The organism is Mycobacterium sp. SM3041, assembly GCF_039668335.1.
GTDB lineage: Bacteria > Actinomycetota > Actinomycetes > Mycobacteriales > Mycobacteriaceae > Mycobacterium.
In genome coordinates this window covers 411,661-429,648 of the sequence record NZ_JAYXBQ010000076.1, presented here as the reverse complement: position 1 = coordinate 429,648, position 17,988 = coordinate 411,661, and the positions used below count along the sequence as shown (strand labels likewise).

The 17,988-nt window shown below is 66.0% G+C and carries 19 protein-coding genes; 9 read left to right on the top strand and 10 right to left on the bottom strand.

What is annotated here, in order from left to right:
• Positions 1 to 8: 8 nt before the first annotated feature.
• The 5 genes from VXD91_RS27655 to VXD91_RS27635 all read right to left on the bottom strand — a co-directional run bounded on the left by VXD91_RS27655 (position 9) and on the right by VXD91_RS27635 (position 5,137).
• Entirely contained in the window at positions 9 to 698 is a 690-nt protein-coding gene (locus tag VXD91_RS27655; protein ID WP_226519052.1) for an Abi-alpha family protein, read from the bottom strand.
• A gap of 78 nt (positions 699 to 776) precedes the next feature.
• A complete protein-coding gene (locus VXD91_RS27650; RefSeq protein ID WP_318984167.1) occupies positions 777 to 1,616 on the bottom strand; it encodes a short-chain dehydrogenase/reductase in 840 nt (279 codons plus the stop codon).
• Complete coding sequence (locus VXD91_RS27645) at positions 1,613 to 3,130, bottom strand: NAD(P)/FAD-dependent oxidoreductase (protein WP_318984168.1); 1,518 nt, start codon at positions 3,128 to 3,130, stop codon at positions 1,613 to 1,615. Before VXD91_RS27645 ends, VXD91_RS27650 begins: the two co-directional genes overlap by 4 nt.
• A gap of 31 nt (positions 3,131 to 3,161) precedes the next feature.
• On the bottom strand, positions 3,162 to 4,244 hold the full coding sequence (locus VXD91_RS27640) for a PDR/VanB family oxidoreductase (RefSeq protein ID WP_244872820.1): 1,083 nt from the start codon (positions 4,242 to 4,244) through the stop codon (positions 3,162 to 3,164).
• A complete protein-coding gene (locus tag VXD91_RS27635) occupies positions 4,241 to 5,137 on the bottom strand; it encodes a metal-dependent hydrolase (protein WP_212806500.1) in 897 nt (298 codons plus the stop codon). Before VXD91_RS27635 ends, VXD91_RS27640 begins: the two co-directional genes overlap by 4 nt.
• 82 nt (positions 5,138 to 5,219) lie before the next feature.
• Here VXD91_RS27635 and VXD91_RS27630 point away from each other — a divergent pair, with 82 nt between their 5' ends.
• Positions 5,220 to 5,840, top strand: a complete 621-nt coding sequence (locus VXD91_RS27630; protein ID WP_256445382.1) for a TetR/AcrR family transcriptional regulator — start codon at positions 5,220 to 5,222, stop codon at positions 5,838 to 5,840.
• 16 nt (positions 5,841 to 5,856) lie between these two features.
• Here the strand turns inward: VXD91_RS27630 and VXD91_RS27625 are convergent, their stop codons facing one another.
• Both VXD91_RS27625 and VXD91_RS27620 read right to left on the bottom strand, forming a co-directional pair.
• The gene (locus VXD91_RS27625) at positions 5,857 to 6,522 is read right to left on the bottom strand and encodes a helix-turn-helix domain-containing protein (RefSeq protein ID WP_212806498.1); all 666 of its coding nucleotides are present in this window, start codon (positions 6,520 to 6,522) and stop codon (positions 5,857 to 5,859) included.
• Positions 6,519 to 8,006 (bottom strand): APC family permease, encoded by a 1,488-nt coding sequence (locus VXD91_RS27620; protein WP_318984169.1) that lies wholly within the window; start codon positions 8,004 to 8,006, stop codon positions 6,519 to 6,521. The genes VXD91_RS27625 and VXD91_RS27620 overlap by 4 nt, the downstream gene beginning before the upstream one ends.
• A gap of 152 nt (positions 8,007 to 8,158) precedes the next feature.
• On the opposite strand from VXD91_RS27620, the gene VXD91_RS27615 reads away from it, so the two are divergent.
• The 6 genes from VXD91_RS27615 to VXD91_RS27590 all read left to right on the top strand — a co-directional run bounded on the left by VXD91_RS27615 (position 8,159) and on the right by VXD91_RS27590 (position 12,450).
• Positions 8,159 to 9,499: a diiron oxygenase gene (locus VXD91_RS27615; RefSeq protein ID WP_346416857.1), complete on the top strand. Its 1,341-nt coding sequence runs from the start codon at positions 8,159 to 8,161 to the stop codon at positions 9,497 to 9,499.
• Between the two features lie 77 nt (positions 9,500 to 9,576).
• Positions 9,577 to 10,005, top strand: a complete 429-nt coding sequence (locus tag VXD91_RS27610) for a nitroreductase family deazaflavin-dependent oxidoreductase (RefSeq protein ID WP_212806496.1) — start codon at positions 9,577 to 9,579, stop codon at positions 10,003 to 10,005.
• A gap of 357 nt (positions 10,006 to 10,362) precedes the next feature.
• Positions 10,363 to 11,109, top strand: coding sequence for an ABC transporter permease (locus VXD91_RS27605; protein WP_346416856.1), 747 nt, complete (start codon positions 10,363 to 10,365; stop codon positions 11,107 to 11,109).
• Positions 11,106 to 11,252, top strand: a complete 147-nt coding sequence (locus tag VXD91_RS27600; RefSeq protein ID WP_346416855.1) for a hypothetical protein — start codon at positions 11,106 to 11,108, stop codon at positions 11,250 to 11,252. The genes VXD91_RS27605 and VXD91_RS27600 overlap by 4 nt, the downstream gene beginning before the upstream one ends.
• Entirely contained in the window at positions 11,228 to 11,353 is a 126-nt protein-coding gene (locus VXD91_RS27595) for a hypothetical protein (RefSeq protein WP_346416854.1), read from the top strand. The genes VXD91_RS27600 and VXD91_RS27595 overlap by 25 nt, the downstream gene beginning before the upstream one ends.
• On the top strand, positions 11,350 to 12,450 hold the full coding sequence (locus VXD91_RS27590) for a hypothetical protein (protein WP_346416853.1): 1,101 nt from the start codon (positions 11,350 to 11,352) through the stop codon (positions 12,448 to 12,450). The genes VXD91_RS27595 and VXD91_RS27590 overlap by 4 nt, the downstream gene beginning before the upstream one ends.
• Positions 12,451 to 12,460: 10 nt before the next feature.
• Here VXD91_RS27590 and VXD91_RS27585 read toward each other — a convergent pair whose 3' ends face one another.
• Positions 12,461 to 13,414: a helix-turn-helix transcriptional regulator gene (locus VXD91_RS27585; RefSeq protein ID WP_244872826.1), complete on the bottom strand. Its 954-nt coding sequence runs from the start codon at positions 13,412 to 13,414 to the stop codon at positions 12,461 to 12,463.
• Between the two features lie 335 nt (positions 13,415 to 13,749).
• On the opposite strand from VXD91_RS27585, the gene VXD91_RS27580 reads away from it, so the two are divergent.
• On the top strand, positions 13,750 to 14,331 hold the full coding sequence (locus tag VXD91_RS27580) for a PAS and ANTAR domain-containing protein (RefSeq protein ID WP_346416879.1): 582 nt from the start codon (positions 13,750 to 13,752) through the stop codon (positions 14,329 to 14,331).
• Between the two features lie 30 nt (positions 14,332 to 14,361).
• Here the strand turns inward: VXD91_RS27580 and gap are convergent, their stop codons facing one another.
• Entirely contained in the window at positions 14,362 to 15,381 is a 1,020-nt protein-coding gene (gap, locus tag VXD91_RS27575; RefSeq protein ID WP_346416852.1) for a type I glyceraldehyde-3-phosphate dehydrogenase, read from the bottom strand.
• 142 nt (positions 15,382 to 15,523) lie between these two features.
• Here gap and VXD91_RS27570 point away from each other — a divergent pair, with 142 nt between their 5' ends.
• Complete coding sequence (locus VXD91_RS27570; RefSeq protein ID WP_346416878.1) at positions 15,524 to 16,723, top strand: ROK family transcriptional regulator; 1,200 nt, start codon at positions 15,524 to 15,526, stop codon at positions 16,721 to 16,723.
• On the opposite strand, the gene VXD91_RS27565 is transcribed toward VXD91_RS27570, so the two are convergent.
• Positions 16,712 to 17,737 carry a DNA topoisomerase IB gene (locus VXD91_RS27565; RefSeq protein WP_318984180.1) on the bottom strand — a complete coding sequence of 342 codons (1,026 nt, stop codon included), beginning with the start codon at positions 17,735 to 17,737 and terminating at the stop codon, positions 16,712 to 16,714. The genes VXD91_RS27570 and VXD91_RS27565 overlap by 12 nt on opposite strands.
• Positions 17,738 to 17,988: the final 251 nt, after the last annotated feature.

The following is a 17,988-nucleotide window of genomic DNA, read 5'->3' as shown; positions in this document are numbered from 1 at the left end:
TTTGTGCCTTACCGGGAACTGTCGCACGTCGTTGTCGTCCACAGCTCGCGTCCCAGGTCGGACAGGCGCAGACTGAGCCGTTCCACCCGAGTGGACTGCCGCGCCGCCTGCGCATCGGCGATGGCGCGCCTGACGCTTGGTTCGGCCATGAGCACCTCGTAGCCGGGCTCGGATCCGTCTGCGTGGGGTCCGATTTCAACCAGACCGAGCCGCAACAGGTTCGCGACGTAGATCGGCACCATGGTCGGCAGCGTCACGCCCGCGGTGCGGCCGATCAGCGAGGTGTTGGTCACGACGGCTCGAGGCAAGGACCACCGCCGAGACTGCGCATAGACGTTGACCAGGGGAGAGGTGGTGCCGTCCGAAAGTGCACGGAGAATCCTCGCCTCGTCGGCAACAAGCTGGTCGACGATACGGTCGTAGAGCTCCAGCCGCGTCTCGCCCGTGCTCTGGTCCAGTGAGCGGTCCAACAACTCGGCCATTCTGGTGCGCAACGATTCCTTCGACTGCGACGAATCATTCTGTGTCGCAATGTCGGCATCGGCCGGCCGCGGTGGCCCGTGCGGCGGCCCGCCGGCCTGCTCGCGCGACGGCACCTCCGGCACGGGGATATCGGCTCGCCCCGCCACGGATAGCCGGCGCCGGGCGAATGTCGTGGCGGTCGCGATCAGGCCGTGCACGTCGGAGGTGGTGACCATCGTGTGATCTCTTTTCTGGAGGGCGGTTCTTTCGACTGATGCGGGTTGGTGATCTGGCTTCCGCTGCGAGGCAGCGTCTTAGCGCTCCAGTTGCCGGATGATGGCGGCCACCGTCTGGTTGGCCGCGAGTTGCTGGTCGAGGAGCACGTTGATGACACCACGAAGCCAGGCATAGGGGATCCATGCGCGCGGCATGGTGCTGCTGGCTCGGCGCCGGCCGACTGCGTCGACAATGCTCGCGGCAGCGTGACCGGCGTCGATGCGCTTGTTCAATGGCCAGGGCAACAGTTCGCCGATGCGTTGGCCCATCGGATCGTCATCGAGTGTGGTGCGGGCCAGCGCCGTGTCGACGATTCCGAAGTAGGAGATTCCGACCGTCACCTGGTGGGTGGCGAGCTCGATCCGCAACGCTCGCCCGAGCTGTTCGACACCGGCTTTGCTGATCATGTACGCCGCACCGCCCATGCCCGGTGCGAACGCAGCGCATGACCCGATGAGCTGAATGTGTCCGCTACTGGAGATGATGTGCTCGGTGGTCGCGCGCACGGTGTGCACCGCGCCGAGCAGATTGATGTCGATAACCCGTTGGAACGCATCGGGTTCGATGGTGCGCAGGGTTGCCGGCGGCGGTGTGACGCCCGCGTTGGCGACCACTACATCGATGCGTCCCCAGGTGTCCACTGCCTGCTCGGCCGCGGCGGCCAACGCGGCGGCATCGCGCACATCGGCGACGATGCCGATGGTGTCCATCCCCAGCTGCTCCTTTGCTTTCCCGAGCTTCTCTTCGTCGACGTCGACGAGGACCACTCGGGATCCGGCCGCCACGAAACGGGAGGCCGCTTCGAACCCGATGCCCTGTGCCGCGCCGGTGATGAAAACCACTGCACCGGAAAGGGGCATCGCTGCACGTGCGGTCATCGTCCGACCACCAACTCGGCGCGGTCGGATTCGGGCGGCACGGCCGCGTAACGGATATCGAACTCCGCGAGGCGAATTCGGCGCATCTGGCGTCGGAATGTGAAGACGAAGCCAGGCCAGAAGGTGAAGTTGCGGCCAGACGGACTCAAGTAGTAGCTGTGACAACCACCGGAGTTCCACACCGAGTGCGCAAGACGCCGGTCGACGTGCGCGACAAAATTGTCGAGGGTTTCGTTCGAGACCTCGATACTGCGGATCTGACGGCGCTGCATCTGCGCGATGGCGTCGAGTACGAAGTCGAGCTGTGCCTCGATCGTCACGATCTGCGACGTGTACACCACCGAGTTCGGGCCGAGGATCATGAACAGATTCGGAAAGCCCGGAATGACGGTGCCCAAGTGCGCCTTCATCTCTCCGCCGGCCCACACCTCCGCGAGGCTGCGGCCATCTCGGCCGTGGATGCGGGTGAATCCGTCGTTATGGGCCAGTTTGAACCCGGTTCCGAAAACAATGGCGTCGAGGCGATGGTGGTGCCCGTCGGCGGTTTCGATCCCGTCTCTGGTGACCCGCCGGATCGCGGCGGTTTCCACGACGGTGTTGTCCGCGGCCAGCGCGGGGTAATAGGTGTTGGAGAACGTCGGTCGTTTGCATCCGAACGCATACCTCGGTGTCAGCTTTTCCCGCAGGTTCTCGTCGCGGACCTGCCTGCGGAGATGCCACGTGCCGACGGCCGCCATCGGCTGGAGCAGCGCCGGGAGATGGACCAGGCCGGGCACCATCGCTTCCTGGACGAGGCTGACCGCCGAACGGGCTGCGCGCTGGACGAGCGGGGCCGTGCGGAACACCGAACGCACCGCGGGCCCGACCGGGCGGTCCGGATGGGGCAAGATCCACGTCGGAGTTCGTTGAAACACAACCAGTTCGGCGGCGTCAGGCTGAATCCGGGGGATGAACTGCACGGCCGAAGCGCCGGTGCCGATGACACCGACCGCCTTTCCGCGCAGGTCGACGTCATGACGCCAGCCCGCCGAGTGAAAGGCCGGACCCGAGAAGTCTTCGAGGCCCGGAAGATTCGGAATCGAGGGCTCACTGAATGGTCCGGTGGCGAGGACCACGACGGTGGCGGTGAAATGTTGGCCACCTGCGATGATCTGCCACACCTGGGCCAGGTCGTCCCATGAGGCGTCGGTGACGTCGTGCCCCAGCCGAATGTGCGACCGGATGCCGCTGTCATCGACACATCTTTCGATGTAGGCCTTCAGTTCTCGCTGGAGCGGATACAGGCGCGTCCAATCCGGGTTCGGGGCAAACGAGTACGAGTACAGCACCGACGGGATGTCGCACTGCGCTCCCGGATAGGTGTTCGCCTGCCATGTTCCGCCGATGTCGCTGGCTCGTTCGAATACGAGAAAGTCGTCGTCGCCGGAATCCTTGAGTCGCATCGCCGCGCCGATCCCGCCGAAGCCGGCACCGATGATCGCGGTATGGACATGTGTGGGAGTGGGTTTGGTCATGGGTGTGTCCTTGCTGAGTGCCGGTGGCTGGTTAGAGCGCGACGGAGATCGAGTCACCCTGGGCGCGGGAAACGCAGATCATCATCGAGTCGCCGTGCTGGTCGGGCGTTAGCACCCGATCTCGGTGCTCGACAACGCCATCCACCAGTCGCACGCGGCAAGCGCCACAGAAACCCTGCTGGCACGAATACTGCACGTCCGGTTTGACCCGGCGGATCGCAGCGAGGACCGACTCGTCGGCGGCCACGTCGACAGTGAGCCCAGATTCGGTGAGCTGCACGGTGAACGCTCTGCCGTCGACGATCGGTGCGGCGGTGAAACGTTCGCTGTGGAATTCTGCGGTACGGCCCGGCGCGGTCGCGGCGGCGACATCGCGAGCCCGTTCGATCATGGCGGGAGGGCCACACACATAGAACGCCGCGCGGGATGAAGCGGCCGTACACAATTCGGCCAGATCCGGTGTGCCGTAATGGTCGTCGGGCCGGATGAGCACCCGGTCGTGCCCGAGCTCGGTGAGCTCGTCGATGAAGGGCATCGATGCGCGCGAACGCCCGGTGTACACCAGGCGCCAGGGGACCGGGCCGGATGCCGCCGCACGCACCATCGGCAGGATCGGCGTGATGCCGATCCCGCCGGCGATGAACACGTACTCGTCAGCGGGGGCCAGGCTGAACGCGTTGCGGGGACCCCGGATGCGCAGCGTGTCGCCGACCCGGACGCGGTGCAGCTCGGCCGAACCCGAGCCGTCGGGGATCCGCCGCACGGCGATTCGATAGTGGAGGGGGTCGAATTGGTCACCGACCAGCGAGTAGTGCCGTTGCCGGCCGGCCGGGGTGAACACGTCGATGTGCGCGCCCGGCGTCCAGCGCGGGAGCGGTGAACGGTCGGCCCGGCTCAAGGTCAGGCTGACGACGTCGTCGGCTACGCGTTCCGCCGCAACAACTTCGAGCCGCGCGTCGTATCCGGCCCGGCGTACCGGACGGCCCGGTGACAAGCGGTCCGCGATCCGGCTCTCGGTGAACAACCGCGAATAGCCGCGGGCCAACTGCGCCATGGCCCTGAGCGCTGGCGTCGGTTCATCGACAGATGTCGGCTGATCGAGTAGCTCGTTCATGCGTGTGCCGCCTGCGCCGCGGGCGATACCGCCAGGTACTGCACTGCCTTGCTGATGTCGCCCATCGTCGACGGGTGAAAACCCGGTCGTAGGTAGTAGTACATCTGCGAGAACAGGAAGGACACCCCCGGCACCAATCCATGATGGGCGGCGCGGATGTACTCGAGGGGCCACGGACGGCGACGCTGCACCGTCGCGTCGTTGCGGTACAGATGCGATGCCGTCGAAAACCAGAGCAGCGCAAGGCCCGAACATGCGATGAGGGCCGTGCGCGCACGGCGGGCATAGCCACCGTCGACGTACTGGTAGGCATCGAACGCGACATTGCGATGTTCGAGTTCTTCAGCGCCGTGCCATCGCAGCAAGTCGAGCATCGTCGGGTCGATGCCGGCGCGATCGAAGGCCTCGTTGTCCAACAGCCATTCGCCGATGACGGCGGTGAAATGCTCTGCCGCCGCGTAGACCCCGAGGCGCTCGCTCAGCCACGCCTTGCGCGCGGGGCCGGTGATCCCGTGGTCACCGAAAATCTTCTCTACCGCGAACTCGATGCGACGCAGGACCACACCGACGTCGACACCGTGTGCGCGCAGGTAGTTGCGGAAGCCCTCGTGCGACGCCGCGTGCGTCGCTTCCTGTCCGACGAATCCGATGACTTCCTCTTTGAGGCGCTCGTCGTCGATGTATGGCAGGGCCTGACTGAAGACGTCGGCCATGGCCCGCTCGCCTTCAGGCAGAACCAGGTGCATCACGTTCCAGAAATGAGTGGCATAGGCCTCGCCCGGGATGTACTCCAACGGGACGCCGGACCAATCGAAGTGGACGCGGCGGGCGTTGATCGCCAGTGCCTCGTCGTTGTACTCGCGCACCACTCGTCCCGGTTTTCTGCTCGCCATCACACGCCTTCCTCGGCTCTGAGTCCTTCGTGCTACAGTGAAACATACTACATACAATTGTTTCAATGTTGCAGCGTCGACTATGGTCAGGTGCGTGCACACCGATCTTTTCGCGCTCGACACGGCCCGTGATGAGGGTGTCGAAGAGATCCTCGATGCCGCGTTGGACGTCTTCGCCAAGATCGGGATCCGGCGGGCGACCGTCGATGAAATCGCTCAACGCGCGGGGCTCGGCCGTGTCACGATCTACCGACGGGTCGGCGGGAAGAACGAGATCGTCTCGGCGGTGCTCATCCGCGAATCCCAGAAGCTGTTCGAAGCGGTGCGCGCCGCGGCGGCGCGTGCGGACAATTTCGCGGATCGCGTGGTCCACAGTTTTGCCACGACGATCGAGACGGTGCGCACGAACGCGGTCTGGAACCGGCTTCTGGACATCGAGCCCGACACCGTGCTGCCTCGACTGACCCTCGAAGCCTCACCGCTGCTGGCCGGGGCCGTCGCGGCGACCGCCGAAGTGCTCCGTGGCCCTGACGTGGCGGCAGTCCCGGAACCCGAACTGCTCGCACGAGCCGAAATCCTCGTCCGCATCACCCATTCGATCCTGCTCACGCCTGCGGTGCTGGCGCCATTGGAGACCTATGAACAGGTCGAACAATTCGCGCGGCAAAACCTCCTGCCGATCGCGTCAACGCCGAAACCGTAGTGCCGCAACGCGGGCGTCAACCCGACGTCGTGCACGCTTGCGCCACCGCCCGCGCGTGGGGCGTGAGAAACGCCAGCAACGTATCGGTGTCCGCGACGCGGTGCGAGGGCGCCGAGGCTGCCAAGACGGCGACGAGACTGTCGTCGGCGCTGCGGATCGGGAGAGCCAGGCAGCCATGTCCGGGCACCAGAATCCCGCGCTGGGTCGAAAATGCGGGGCGTTCACCGCGGGCGTCTGCGGCGACGATCCGTCCGATGGCCGAGCATTCCGGTTCAGCGATGACCCGGGCCGGATCCGACAGTGGAAAATCCGGGTCGATGTCGAACAGCTCCAACGCCGGCCGCCCCGTGGACCGGTGCAGGACCAGATGAATGCCGAATCGTGCTTCGGCTCGCACGGCGTCGACTGCTTCGCGTAACCGGTCCGCCGGAGTGGAGGGGATGCCGACCAATCGGTCGATCCGCCGGCCGAGGGCGAACCCGCCCAAATCCGGGGTGCGCACCAGGTATTCGCTGTCCACCAGGACAGCGAGCAATCGGTATGCCGAGGACCGTGACATCCGCAGCCGGTGAGTGATCTCCAGTGCCGTGATCCCGGGCCCCGCAGCCGCCACCTCCTCGATGATGGACAGCGCGGCGAGCGCCGAACGCGACCCGGCGTCGGGGCGCAGTGCTCGGGTCATGATGTGCCCCGCAGATAACCTCGCCACACCGACGACCGGACGGTCCCGGCGTGTGCGCCCATCGACGCGAACGCGTCCGGGCGCCTCGCACGCACGCGCAGACCGATGGCGGTCCACGCCCCCATCCAGACTGCGGACGTCACCGCTCCGGCCCAGAGCGGGCCGGTCACGGTCAGGCCCCAGAACCCCGCCAGGACCGCGGTCAGTACCAGTGCGCAAGCCGGCCCGACGACCCAGGCCACTCGGCTCGGCTCGCCGAGGCGCCGCAGCATCGCGGGCATCGCACCGGCCAGCGCGGCATACGCCAGCAGGAAACCACATACGGCACCGGCCACGAGTGAGCCGCACACGGCTTCCGCATCGGCGCCGAATGCACTGACGGCGAAAGGCACACCGAAGACGGTCGCGGTGCACAGCCAGATTCCCACCGTCGGCGCCTTGCTGCGCAGATCGGTATGTCCCAGTGCTGCCGGCAAGACGCCTTCGCGCGCCAGCGACAAGAGAACCCGGGCCGCCGCCGTCGTGGAGGCCAACGCGCAGGCGAAGAACGACAATGCCGCCGCCAGGTACATGGCGGGAACCAACGCGCGACCACCCGGATCGGCGTTCAGTGCCTGGAACCACGAGTTGGGCGTTGTGCCGCTGAGTGTTTCGGCTTGGGCCAGGGTCGCGAGCAACACGACCGCACCACCGACCAGCAGCGAACCGCGGACTGCCGCCGGCACCGTGCGCAGCGGGTTCCGCGTCTCGACCGCCAGCACGGTCGCGCTCTCGAAACCGACGAACGCGGTCATCGCGACCGCGACACCGGAGGCAAGGCGGCCGAGGTCGGGGGTGTGCGCGAGCACGGCGTCATGCAGTCGGCGTTCGTCACCGTGGCAGAGCAGCCACACCGCGACCGCAACCACGAGCAGGACCGCCACGGTCTCGGTCACCAACGAGACCCGGGCCGAGATCCGGATGCCGCGAACCAGCACCACCCCGCTGAGTGCCGCGAACCCCAGGGCCGCAACGGCGACCATCCAGCCGTGCGCCGTCATCCCGACCGCGGACACCAACCGGAGCCAGAATGCCGACGTCTCGGTGACCGCGAACATCCCGATACCGAGGTAGCCGAGCAGCAGCGCACCGGCCGTGACGAAGCCGGACAGGGGCCCCACCCCGACTGCTGCGCACGTATAGAGCGAGCCGGCGGCAGGTACTCGCCGCGCGAATCCCCGGACCAGCCACGACACGACGAGTGCGAGCGCAAACGCGATCGCCATGCTCAGCACCACCGGACCGCCCTGCGCGGCAACGAGCAGGGGTATCGCCGCCGCGGCGCCGCACGGTGCCATGGCCGAAACGGACTGTGCCGCAACATCGGCAGCGCCCAGCGCACCGCGATCCAAGCCGCCCAGGCGCGTGCGTGGGCCCAGGCCGTGCAACGGCACCTGATTGTCCGTGAGCATCGCCGAGTATAGAAATCCCGCTGTTTCTGCCATGTTTCACCGCCGTGTCGCCCGCGTATCCCGCACTGGGACAACGCTTCCCACGCGAAGAGCCGACGCCGCAACGCGACTGACACCGGCACGCAAATGCCTGGCAGCACGCTCGTCGGCATCCCGATCCCTTCGATACCAACGGAGGTCACGCCATGACTGTGGGCTTCACCGCAACTGCCGCCGCCGAATCGCCCAGATCACACCTGAACACCGATACGCCGGCAGGACTCGACGATGACATCGCCGCATCGCTCTGCCGGGCGAGCACTCGCCGGCGTTTCGATCCGTTCGTCGACATCGACTGGGAGGCACCCGAAAACGCGTTGGATCCGAACGACGTGCGTTGGCAGCTCGACTCCGACATCGCTCCACTCGCCGCCACCGATTGGTACGCGCAGCAATCCATCGAGCGGCGAGCCGCGATGGGGCGCTGGCTCGCCGCGAACATCCTCAAGGTGACACTGCAATTCGAGATGATGTTGATCCGCGGCGTGATCCACCACGCCGGCACGTTGCCCAACGGCTCGGTGGTGTTCCAGTATCTGCTCCACGAGCTGACGGATGAATGCCACCACATCCAGATGTTCCAGGAGTTCGTCAACCGCACGGGCGCCGACGTTCCCGGTATGCGCCGCGGGTCCCGGTTCTTCGGACCCATTCTCGGCTTCCTCGGCGGCTACGCCAACATCTTCCTTTTCATCGGAGTGCTGTGCGGGGAGCAGCCGCTGCACTTCCAGCAGACGCTGCAGCATCGGGGCTCGACGGCCGTGCCGCCGCTGCTGAACAAGGTCACGTCGATCCACCTCGCCGAGGAAGCCAGGCACATCTCGTTCGCCAACCACTATCTGGCACAACGGATCGCGACAGTCGGACGGCTGCGGCGGCTGTGCTACGCCTTGGCATTTCCGATCTATCTGCGCTGGCTGATCGGCGAGATGATCACACCGCCACGGTCGTTCGCCCGTCAGTTCGGGATTCCGCGGCGCGTTTTCAAGGCCGCCTACTGGCGCAGCGCCCGATCCCGGCAGCTGTTGGCCGAGTCGGCCGCCGACGTCCGGCGTGCTGCCGAAGACCTCGGTTTGCGTACGGTCTGGACCCGCTGGCTGTGGCGGTTGTCGGGTATCGATGGCCGGCTTCCCCGGTACCGCGGTGAGCCTGATCGCAGTCAGCCGTGCACCCATGACCGTGCCGGCGTGGCAGTGGTGTGGGGTCGAATCGTGGCCGCGGTGATTGCGGCCGGTATTGCGATGGCGGCGACGCCGGTCGGGCTGCGGATCATCGCGGTGGCGGCGGCGGGAACGGCCGTGTGGGCGTCGTACCACCTGCTGCGGACCCGGCTCGGTGGTGTCGTCGGCAACCAGCCTTTCGAATGGCCGCGGCTCGCTGTCTGGATCATGGTGTGCAGCATCATGATTCCCGCGGGCGGGCTGATCGGTCTCGCGTTGGTAGTACTCAGCATCCTGGCGCTTGCCGAGTTCATGCCGGGCTTGTGAAACCCTTGCCGGCAAGTAGACCGATCGGTATATTCAGCGTATCGGGCCAATGCCATGGCCGGCAAGGAGGAAGCTTCGTGGGAACAGCGCATACCCGCGCCGAACAACGACAGTTCCGGGTGTTCCGCGCGGTCGGGCGTTACCTGCTCAATCCGACGGTGCGGGGTCTGGCTCGACTCGGCGCCGTCCGCCCAACGCAGGTAAGCGAATTGGAAACCCTCGGCCGCAAGACCGGGCAGCTGCGACGGGTCCCGGTTTCGCCGATCTTCGACGAAACCGGGGCATGGGTCATCTGTGGTCACGGCACGTTGTCGGGCTGGGGTGCCAACATCGAAGCCAATCCGAATGTCCGCATCCAGCAAGGAGATCGCTGGCGTTCCGGCATCGCGACCTTCGTGCCGGACGACGATGTGCATGCCCGCGCGCGGCGGTCCGGTGCGGCCGGGCCGAAGATCGCGTCCTACGGAACCGCGCCGGTGTCCGTGCGCATCGAATTCACCGACTAGACCGTTCCCGGTGCCGGGCAGGAGCCCGGAACTCAGACCATCGGATCAGAAGGATCGAAACGCGCCACGACGGCGCGACCGTTGCCGAATCAGCGCAGGTCCGAGCCGATTCAGGCGATGACGTAACCGTGGCGCTCACGCCGCGATGATGCCGTCGACGCACGGGTCCCCGTCTGTACCGGTGTTACGTTGCGGGCCGTCACGCAGGTCTGCAAGGGAAGATGGATGGTATCGGCACCCGCACGCGGTTCTGGCGCGCTCAGCTCGAGCGGCGTGCCCACAACAGTTCGACCGAGCAGTACGGCCGGAGCGCCGCGGCGCCGACGCGGTAGCGGTGAGCTCACCCGGGTGGCGCTGTTGTCCGCCCTGCCAATCCTGAGTCTCGTCGTTGTCATCGTCGGCTGGGACGCCGCGGTGCGCTTCGAACTCTTCTCGGCCCGGCTCCTGCCCGCGCCCGCGCAGGTTGTGCACGCCGCACGTGAGATGTACGGCGACGGAACGCTGTTCGCTGATTCTGCCGCGAGCTTCCGACGGGCGCTCCAAGGGTTCGTCGTCGGATCGCTGATCGCCATCGTGGTGGGCACCCTCACCGGCCGCTCACGCATTGCCCGCGGCCTGTTGGAACCCACCATCCAGATCGTTCGACCCATCCCGGCCATTGCGCTGGTGCCGTTGGCGATCCTGTGGTTCGGCATCGGTGAAGAATCCAAGCTGTTCCTCACCAGCCTCGGCGTCTTCTTCCCCGTCTGGGTCAACACGCACGCCGGTATTGCCGCGACGCGCGACGACCACCTGCGGGTGGCCGCATCACTGGGCGCGTCAAAGTTGTTGACGTTCACCAACGTCGTCCTGCCGGGCGCCCTGCCATCGGTACTCACCGGCCTGCGCCAGGGGATCGCGACATCCCTCATCCTGATCGTGGCATCCGAGCAATCCGGTGTCACCGAAGGGCTCGGCTTCCGCCTCGACCAGGCGCGCCTGTTCAGCCAACCCGACCGGTTGTTCGTCTGTCTTGCTGCGCTGGGCATCGTCGGCACCCTTGCCGACCAGCTGTTCCACCAGGCCACGCGTCACACCGTGCGCTGGGCGAAGGAACAATCGTGACCGCCGGCGACATCGCGGTCGATTCGCTGACAGTGCGGTACCCGGGAGCGGGCCGTCCCGTCGTCGACGGCCTCGACCTCACCATCGAGTCCGGGGCCTTTCTGGCGGTCCTCGGGACATGCCGCTGGCCATCGCCGTCATGATCGTCGTGCTGGTGATCGGCATCGTCGTCGACTCGGTGTTCGGCCTGGCGGACAGCCAGATCCGCCGGTACTGGGGACTGGTCGACGGTGACCGCGAATGACCGGTGGCCTGAACCCTTTTCGCCTCTGGGCGTTCGGCGACGCCCACGTCGGCACCGATCGCCGGTTCGGCAGAGACAGCCTGGCCGAGGCGATATCGCAGTCTGAATTCGGTGGGTCCGACGGCGGCCCGGCTTTCGACTGGGACATCGCGCTCGATGTCGGCGACATGTCAGGCGCCCACCACCACCTTCCCGACGATGCCGAGGGGCGAGAGCTGCGGCGGCAGTTCGACAGCCTGCGACGCCATCGGCGCGAGGACATCTACAGCGTGTGCGGCAACCATGACCGCAGCGGTCTGGACGAACCCGAGGCCTGGTGGTGGCAGAAATGGGTCGACCCGCTCGGGCGGCACACGGCGTTTTCCGGCGTCGACAGTGCGCGCCGGCCCTTTCCGGTCGACGGCGTGTGGCAGCACTACTCGTTCCGGGTGGGGAACCTGTTGTTTCTCATGCTGAGCGACCGCAACGAACCCACGCAGTCTGTCGGTCGCGGCCCGTTGGGCGGTAACCCCGGGGGAGTCGTCAGCGGCGAGACGTTCCGATGGTGGAAAGCCATGGTGCTGGCCAACCCCGACGCGATCATCGTGACGGTGCACCACTACGTCCTCAAGGACACCACGGTCGCCTCGGGAGAGTGGGAAGGTGTGCGCCGCGATGCCGACGGGCGGTTGGTGGAGCACTATCACCGGCCGTTCGAGGCAGGCACACCGCAAGGGGCGTCATACCTGTACTGGGTGGACAGTCGGCCGGACTCGGGCGCTTTCGAACAGTTTCTGGCCGCGCATCCGGGCCGGGTTCAGCTGTGGATCGCGGGGCACACCCACACCCATCCCGACGACAATTTCGGCGGCAAGAGCCACATCGAACAACGCTGGGGCACATGGTTTCTCAACGTCGCCTCGCTGAGCCGGCACCACATGCCGATCACGACGCTGCCGCTGAGCCGGTTGTTGACGTTCACCCCGGGCAGCGCGGAAGTCCGGGTGCAGTGCTACCTGCACACCAGCCAGCACGGGCCGCAGGGTTGGTATGACAAGGCGGAGAAGGTGATTGCGCTGCAGGCGCCGTTTCGCTGGAGCGGCTCACCGGCGGACTGACGCGAGAACGTCAGCTGCGCAGCGTCTGGTGGGGACTGCAGCCGAAGGTCTGCCGGTAGGTCACCGCGAATCGCCCGGTGTGGGCGAAACCCCAGCGGAGGGCGACGGCGCTCACCGTGGTGGTCGCGACATCGCCGGCCAGCAGCTCGCTGTGGGCCCGGTGCAGCCGGGCCGTACGCAGGTACTGCATGGGCGTGGTGTCCAGATGCCGGCGGAACATGTACTGGACCGCTCGCGGTGTCACGTAGATGGCTTCGGCGATGTCACTGAGGGCGATATCGCGGTGGGCGTTCTCGTCGATGAACGCGATCGCGCGGCGCAGCAGTGGTTCGTTCGAATCCCGGCGATCGACGGGGGTCGGTTCGGTTGTCGCCGTATTGGGCAGTGCGGCAAGCACACTGGCGGCCAGATGCTGGGCGGCGGTGGCGGCCACCAGTTCCGACGTACGTGCCTCCGGTGACGGCAGCACGTGATCCCGCAGGTAACCGATCAGCGCTCCGAGTTGGCGCCCCGCCGCGGCCGAGACGGGCCGGTGTCCGAGGAGCCGCACGGGTTGTGACCGCCGACCAGGGCCGGTGTTCGCAACGCGGTTCAGTAATGCGGGATCGAACATCGTGAGGTCGTAGTGCGCGTGCGACAGCCGGCCTGTGTAGGGGAGCTCCGGTGGCGCCAGGAGCGTCACGTCGCCGGCGGTGAAGGCGTCGGACGGTTCGCCGATGATGTCCTGTTCGAGCACGCCCGAATGCATGCGGCAGATGCAGACGCGCTCCAGGGGGTTGACGGCATAGCCGACGCTGTAGGTGAAGTGGAGTTCGTCGATGCTGACCGTGCCGGCTCGTTGCCGTTCGTGGCGCAGCAACGTCTGGTCGTCGTCATCGGTTTGCAGGCGCATCTTCGCGTACCTGCGGCCCAGGAACTCCTCGGTGGCACCGAGATCTTCGCTTTCGAATATTCCCGTGTCCACATGACTCCCATCCGCTGCACGTACCGGCGGCCGAGCAGCAGGTTATGAACGCTGCCTGCGATGTCAATCGTAGGACTATCCAACAAACGCAAGGTCACGTTCGCAAACGCTTCGCTTGATGGCCTTAACACCGGCGGTGAGCGCGGCTACCGTCAGCTATCTCTTCACCGGAACTGAGGGGTTGCACTTGTCGAGGTATCGGCCCGGCCATCGCGTGATTGCGTCGACAAGTGCGCACCGCTGTGTCTGAGACACCGATTGACGAGCCCGCAATGGAGACCACCGCCGCCCAATGGGACGCGGTCACGGTCCTGTCCGGCGGTCACGCGCACGACATCGGCAGGTTCCAGTTCTTCGTCGCCGAGCAGCGCTGGGTGTGGTCCGACGAGGTGGCCCGTATGCATGGCTACCGGCCGGGACAGGTGCAACCCACCACCGAACTGCTGTTGAGTCACAAGCATCCCGACGACCGTGCCAAGGTCGCCGACATCCTCCAGCGGGTGCAGTCGGGCGGGCTGTTCAGCAGCCGGCATCGGATCGTCGACGTGCACGGGCAGACGCATTGGATGGTGGTGGTGAGCGATCATCTGACCGACTCGGCGGGGAAGGTGATCGGAACCCAGGGCTACTACATCGACGTCACTGCAAGCCTGCAGTCGGACCTGACGGCGGCCATGGGCCACGTCGTCGAATCTCGCGCGACCATCGAGCAGGCCAAGGGCATCTTGATGATCGCTTATGACGTCGATGACGCCCGGGCCTTCGAGATTCTCAAGTGGCGTTCGCAGGCGACCAAACAAAAGCTCAAAGACGTTGCGGCACAGTTGGTCGGTTCCTTGCGACGCACCGGTCTGTCGGCCGAGAGCATCAGCACCATCGACCAGCTGCTCCTGGCCGACGAGCGATCCGCGCAGTAGGCGCGAATCGCATCGCCGGCGTGCGTGCGGCTACAGCGACTTCGCGACCAGTGCGGCGAGATCTCCGATGCGGTTGGAGTAGCCCCATTCGTTGTCATACCAGGACACGACCTTGGCTTGGTTGTCGATGACCTTGGTCAGTCCCGCATCGAACAGCGAACTGTGCGGGTCGGTGACGATATCGGACGACACGATCGGCGCGTCGTAGTACTTCAAAATCCCCTTGAGCGGTCCCTCGGCCGCGGCCTGCATCGCGGCGTTGATCTCCGCCGCCGACGCCGACTTGCCCAGCTCGGCGGTCAGATCGGTCACCGACCCCGTCGGCACCGGCACCCGCAATGCATACCCGTCCAACTTGCCCTTGAGTTCGGGCAGCACCAGGCCGATGGCCTTGGCCGCGCCGGTGGAGGTCGGCACGATGTTGATCGCCGCCGCCCGGGCCCGGCGCAGATCCTTGTGCGGCCCGTCCTGCAGGTTCTGATCCTGGGTGTAGGCGTGGATCGTGGTCATCAGGCCGCGCACGATGCCGAACTCGTCGTTCAACACCTTGGCGATCGGGCCCAGGCAGTTCGTGGTGCACGAGGCATTGGAGATGATGTTCTGACTACCGTCGTACTTGTCGTCGTTGACGCCCATCACGATGGTGATGTCCTCACCGGTCGCCGGTGCGGAGATGATGACCTTCTTGGCGCCGGCCTCCAGATGCCCGCGGGCCTTGGCCGCGTCGGTGAAAATGCCGGTCGATTCCACCACGATGTCCACACCCAGATCGCCCCACGGCAGCGCCGCCGGACCGTCCTTGATCGCCAGCGCCTTGATCTTGGTGTCCCCGACGATCAGGGTGTCCCCGTCCGCGCGCACCTCATAGGGCAACCGGCCCAGGATCGAATCGAACTTCAACAGATGCGCCAACGCATCCGTGGAGGTCAAGTCGTTGACCGCGACGATCTCCAGATCGGCGTTCTTCCCCGCTGCCTTTTGCGCATCCAGGGCCCGGAAGAAGTTACGCCCGATACGCCCGAAACCATTGACGCCGATCCGAATAGTCACTGCCGATACTCCTCGCTTGATCGTTTCAGAACGAACCATACACCCATTAGGATTTTCTGCAAGCTAATTATGTATTTCAAATACCTAACTAGCCCTGACTTACGCTTGCGCCGGCGTGTGTCGCCTTGCTTCAATGGCAGCCATGGCGCTCAGCGGCACGTCGGTGTCACCTACTGCCGGCGAAGTGTTCGCCGTGATCAGGGATCACCGGGCTATTACCCGCAGCGAGATCGGCCGAATCACCGGTCTGTCGCGCACTGCGGTGACTGCGCGAATCGCAGCGCTGGAAGCCGACAATCTGGTGATCGAGCCCGAGCACGTGGCAACGACGGGCGGACGTCCGGCGGCGCAGCTCATGTTCAACGTGGATGCCGGCATCGTCTTCGCGGTGGCCATCGGGCGGAGCCGCACGCAGCTGGCGTTGTGCAATCTCGCCGGCGACATCCTTGCCACCGCCGACATCGATCAGGAGCCCGGTATGGGCCCGGACGATCTGATGCCCGATCTGGTGAAGCGGCTCGGCGAACTCCTGGACGACTCCGGGCGCCGCGGCGACCGCATATCCGGCATCGGTCTGAGTCTGCCCGGCACGGTCGATCGGCAGCTCGGGGCGAGCCTGGACTCGCCGAACATGAGCGGTTGGGACGGTGTGCCGTTGGCGCCGTACTTCCGGCATCTCGCCGACGCGCCGGTGGTCATGGACAACGACGCCAATGTGATCGCACTGGCCGAACGCCGCTTCGGATTCGCCGATGTGCAGGACATGCTGGTCGTCAAGGCGTCCACCGGGTTGGGCGCCGGCATCGTGATGGGGGGCCAACTCCGGCGCGGCGCGGTGCAGGCAGCGGGGGACTTCGGGCACAGCAAGATCGCGGCGGCTGCCGGTATCTCGTGCCGCTGCGGTGACACGGGTTGCGTCGAGGCGGTCGCCGGCGGCTGGGCGATCGTGCGCGATCTGCGGCGTGAAGGGTATGCCGTGGGCCACCTGCGTGACGTCGTGGCGTTGGCGCACAGTGGGGATGCCAAGGCCCGCAGCAAGATTCGTGACAGTGGTCGACATGTCGGCGAAGTGCTCGCGGCCGCGGTCAACCTGATCAACCCCGCCGTGTTGGTCGTGGCCGGTGACATGGTCGGTGCTTACGACGTGTTCGTGGCCGGTCTGCGAGAAACCTTGTACGGCAACGCCAGCACGCTGGCCACCCGCACGCTGCAGGTCGTCCCGTCGGTGCTTCAGGAGCGCGTCGGCATCATCGGCTGCGCGACCACGGCGCTCGATCACATCTTGAGTCCGCAGATGGTCGATACCTCTCTGCAGACCAGGCTGGCCCACTCACGTACCTGATGCTCGCGCCATGCGGCGGATGAGTTTCCGGGTGGCTCTTTCCAGGATCTCCTGAGCCGCAGCGTCATTCCGCTGCTTCTCGGCACGCCTGACGGCCGCGGAAATCGTCAGACCTTGTTCGTACGCCGTCACCACCCGGGGGTCGACATACGAACTCCGCGCCACTGCAGGGGTGTTGCCGAGTTCGTCGGCGACCTCGCGGAAGACCGAAGTCCGGGCGCGGCGGATGGCTGCCTTCGTATCCGCCGGCGCGACGGAGGCGAAGCCCGCGGCGGCCAATACGGTGCCGTGCCATGTTCTCAGGTCCTTGACGCTGTACTCCTCGCCGACAAGCTCTTTGAATCGGGCATTGAGGTCGTCGGCATGGAGCTCTACGCACCCCGAACCGGTGCGGCAGTAGAAGAGTCGATCGGTTGGGTCTCGTCCGCGGCGTAGCGCTCGGACCGCTCGGACCACTTGTTGGTCTGCCAGTTCCAGATGGCGCTGTACGCCGCTCTTCGCCGGGTAGTCGAATATCACTGTGCCGCTGCGCACCTCGACGTGTTCGCAACGCAGCGTGGCCAGTCCGCGCGAGTCGTTCTCCTGGGCGTACTCCTCGCCGCCGGCGCGGAAATACCCGAGGTCGATCAGATGCAGGGCCACCGCGAGCACGCGCTCGCGGTGCAGTCCGCGGCCGGTGAGGTCGGCTGCGATCCGGTTTCGCCACTCGGGCAGCGCCGTGGAGAGCTGGAGCACGCGGTCGAACTTCTCCTCGGTGCGTTCCTGCTGCCACACGGCGTGATAGAGGTACTGGCGGCGTCCCGCGGCGTCGGTGCCCACCGCCTGGATGTGTCCGTTGCGGTGGGGGCTGATCCAGACTTTCCGCCACGCCGGTGGTATCACCAGTTCGCGAATCCGTTGTAGCGTCGCTTCGTCGGTGACGGGAGTGCCGTCGGCGTCGTAGTAGGAGAAGCCGTTGCCGCGCCGCCTGCGCGTGATCCCGGGCGATGCGATGTCGCTATGTCGCAGCCTCATGGCTCACCTGCCCGGTGTCTGTGTCGCACCGTCCGTCCTTACCCCGGATCGCCTGCGGCGACACCTCGTCGACGCGTGCGTCAACCCCGGCGGTACCGGGCAAAATGATGCGTAGATCACAGTGTCCTACGTCACACCCTGAGCAGTCTGCTCAACATTTCCGCTGGCTGTTGACGTGCTCATCGCGACACGGCAGATTTCGCTGCACCGATTGCTTGTGGTTGGCTTTGCCGCTCCCGATCTGCTTTGGA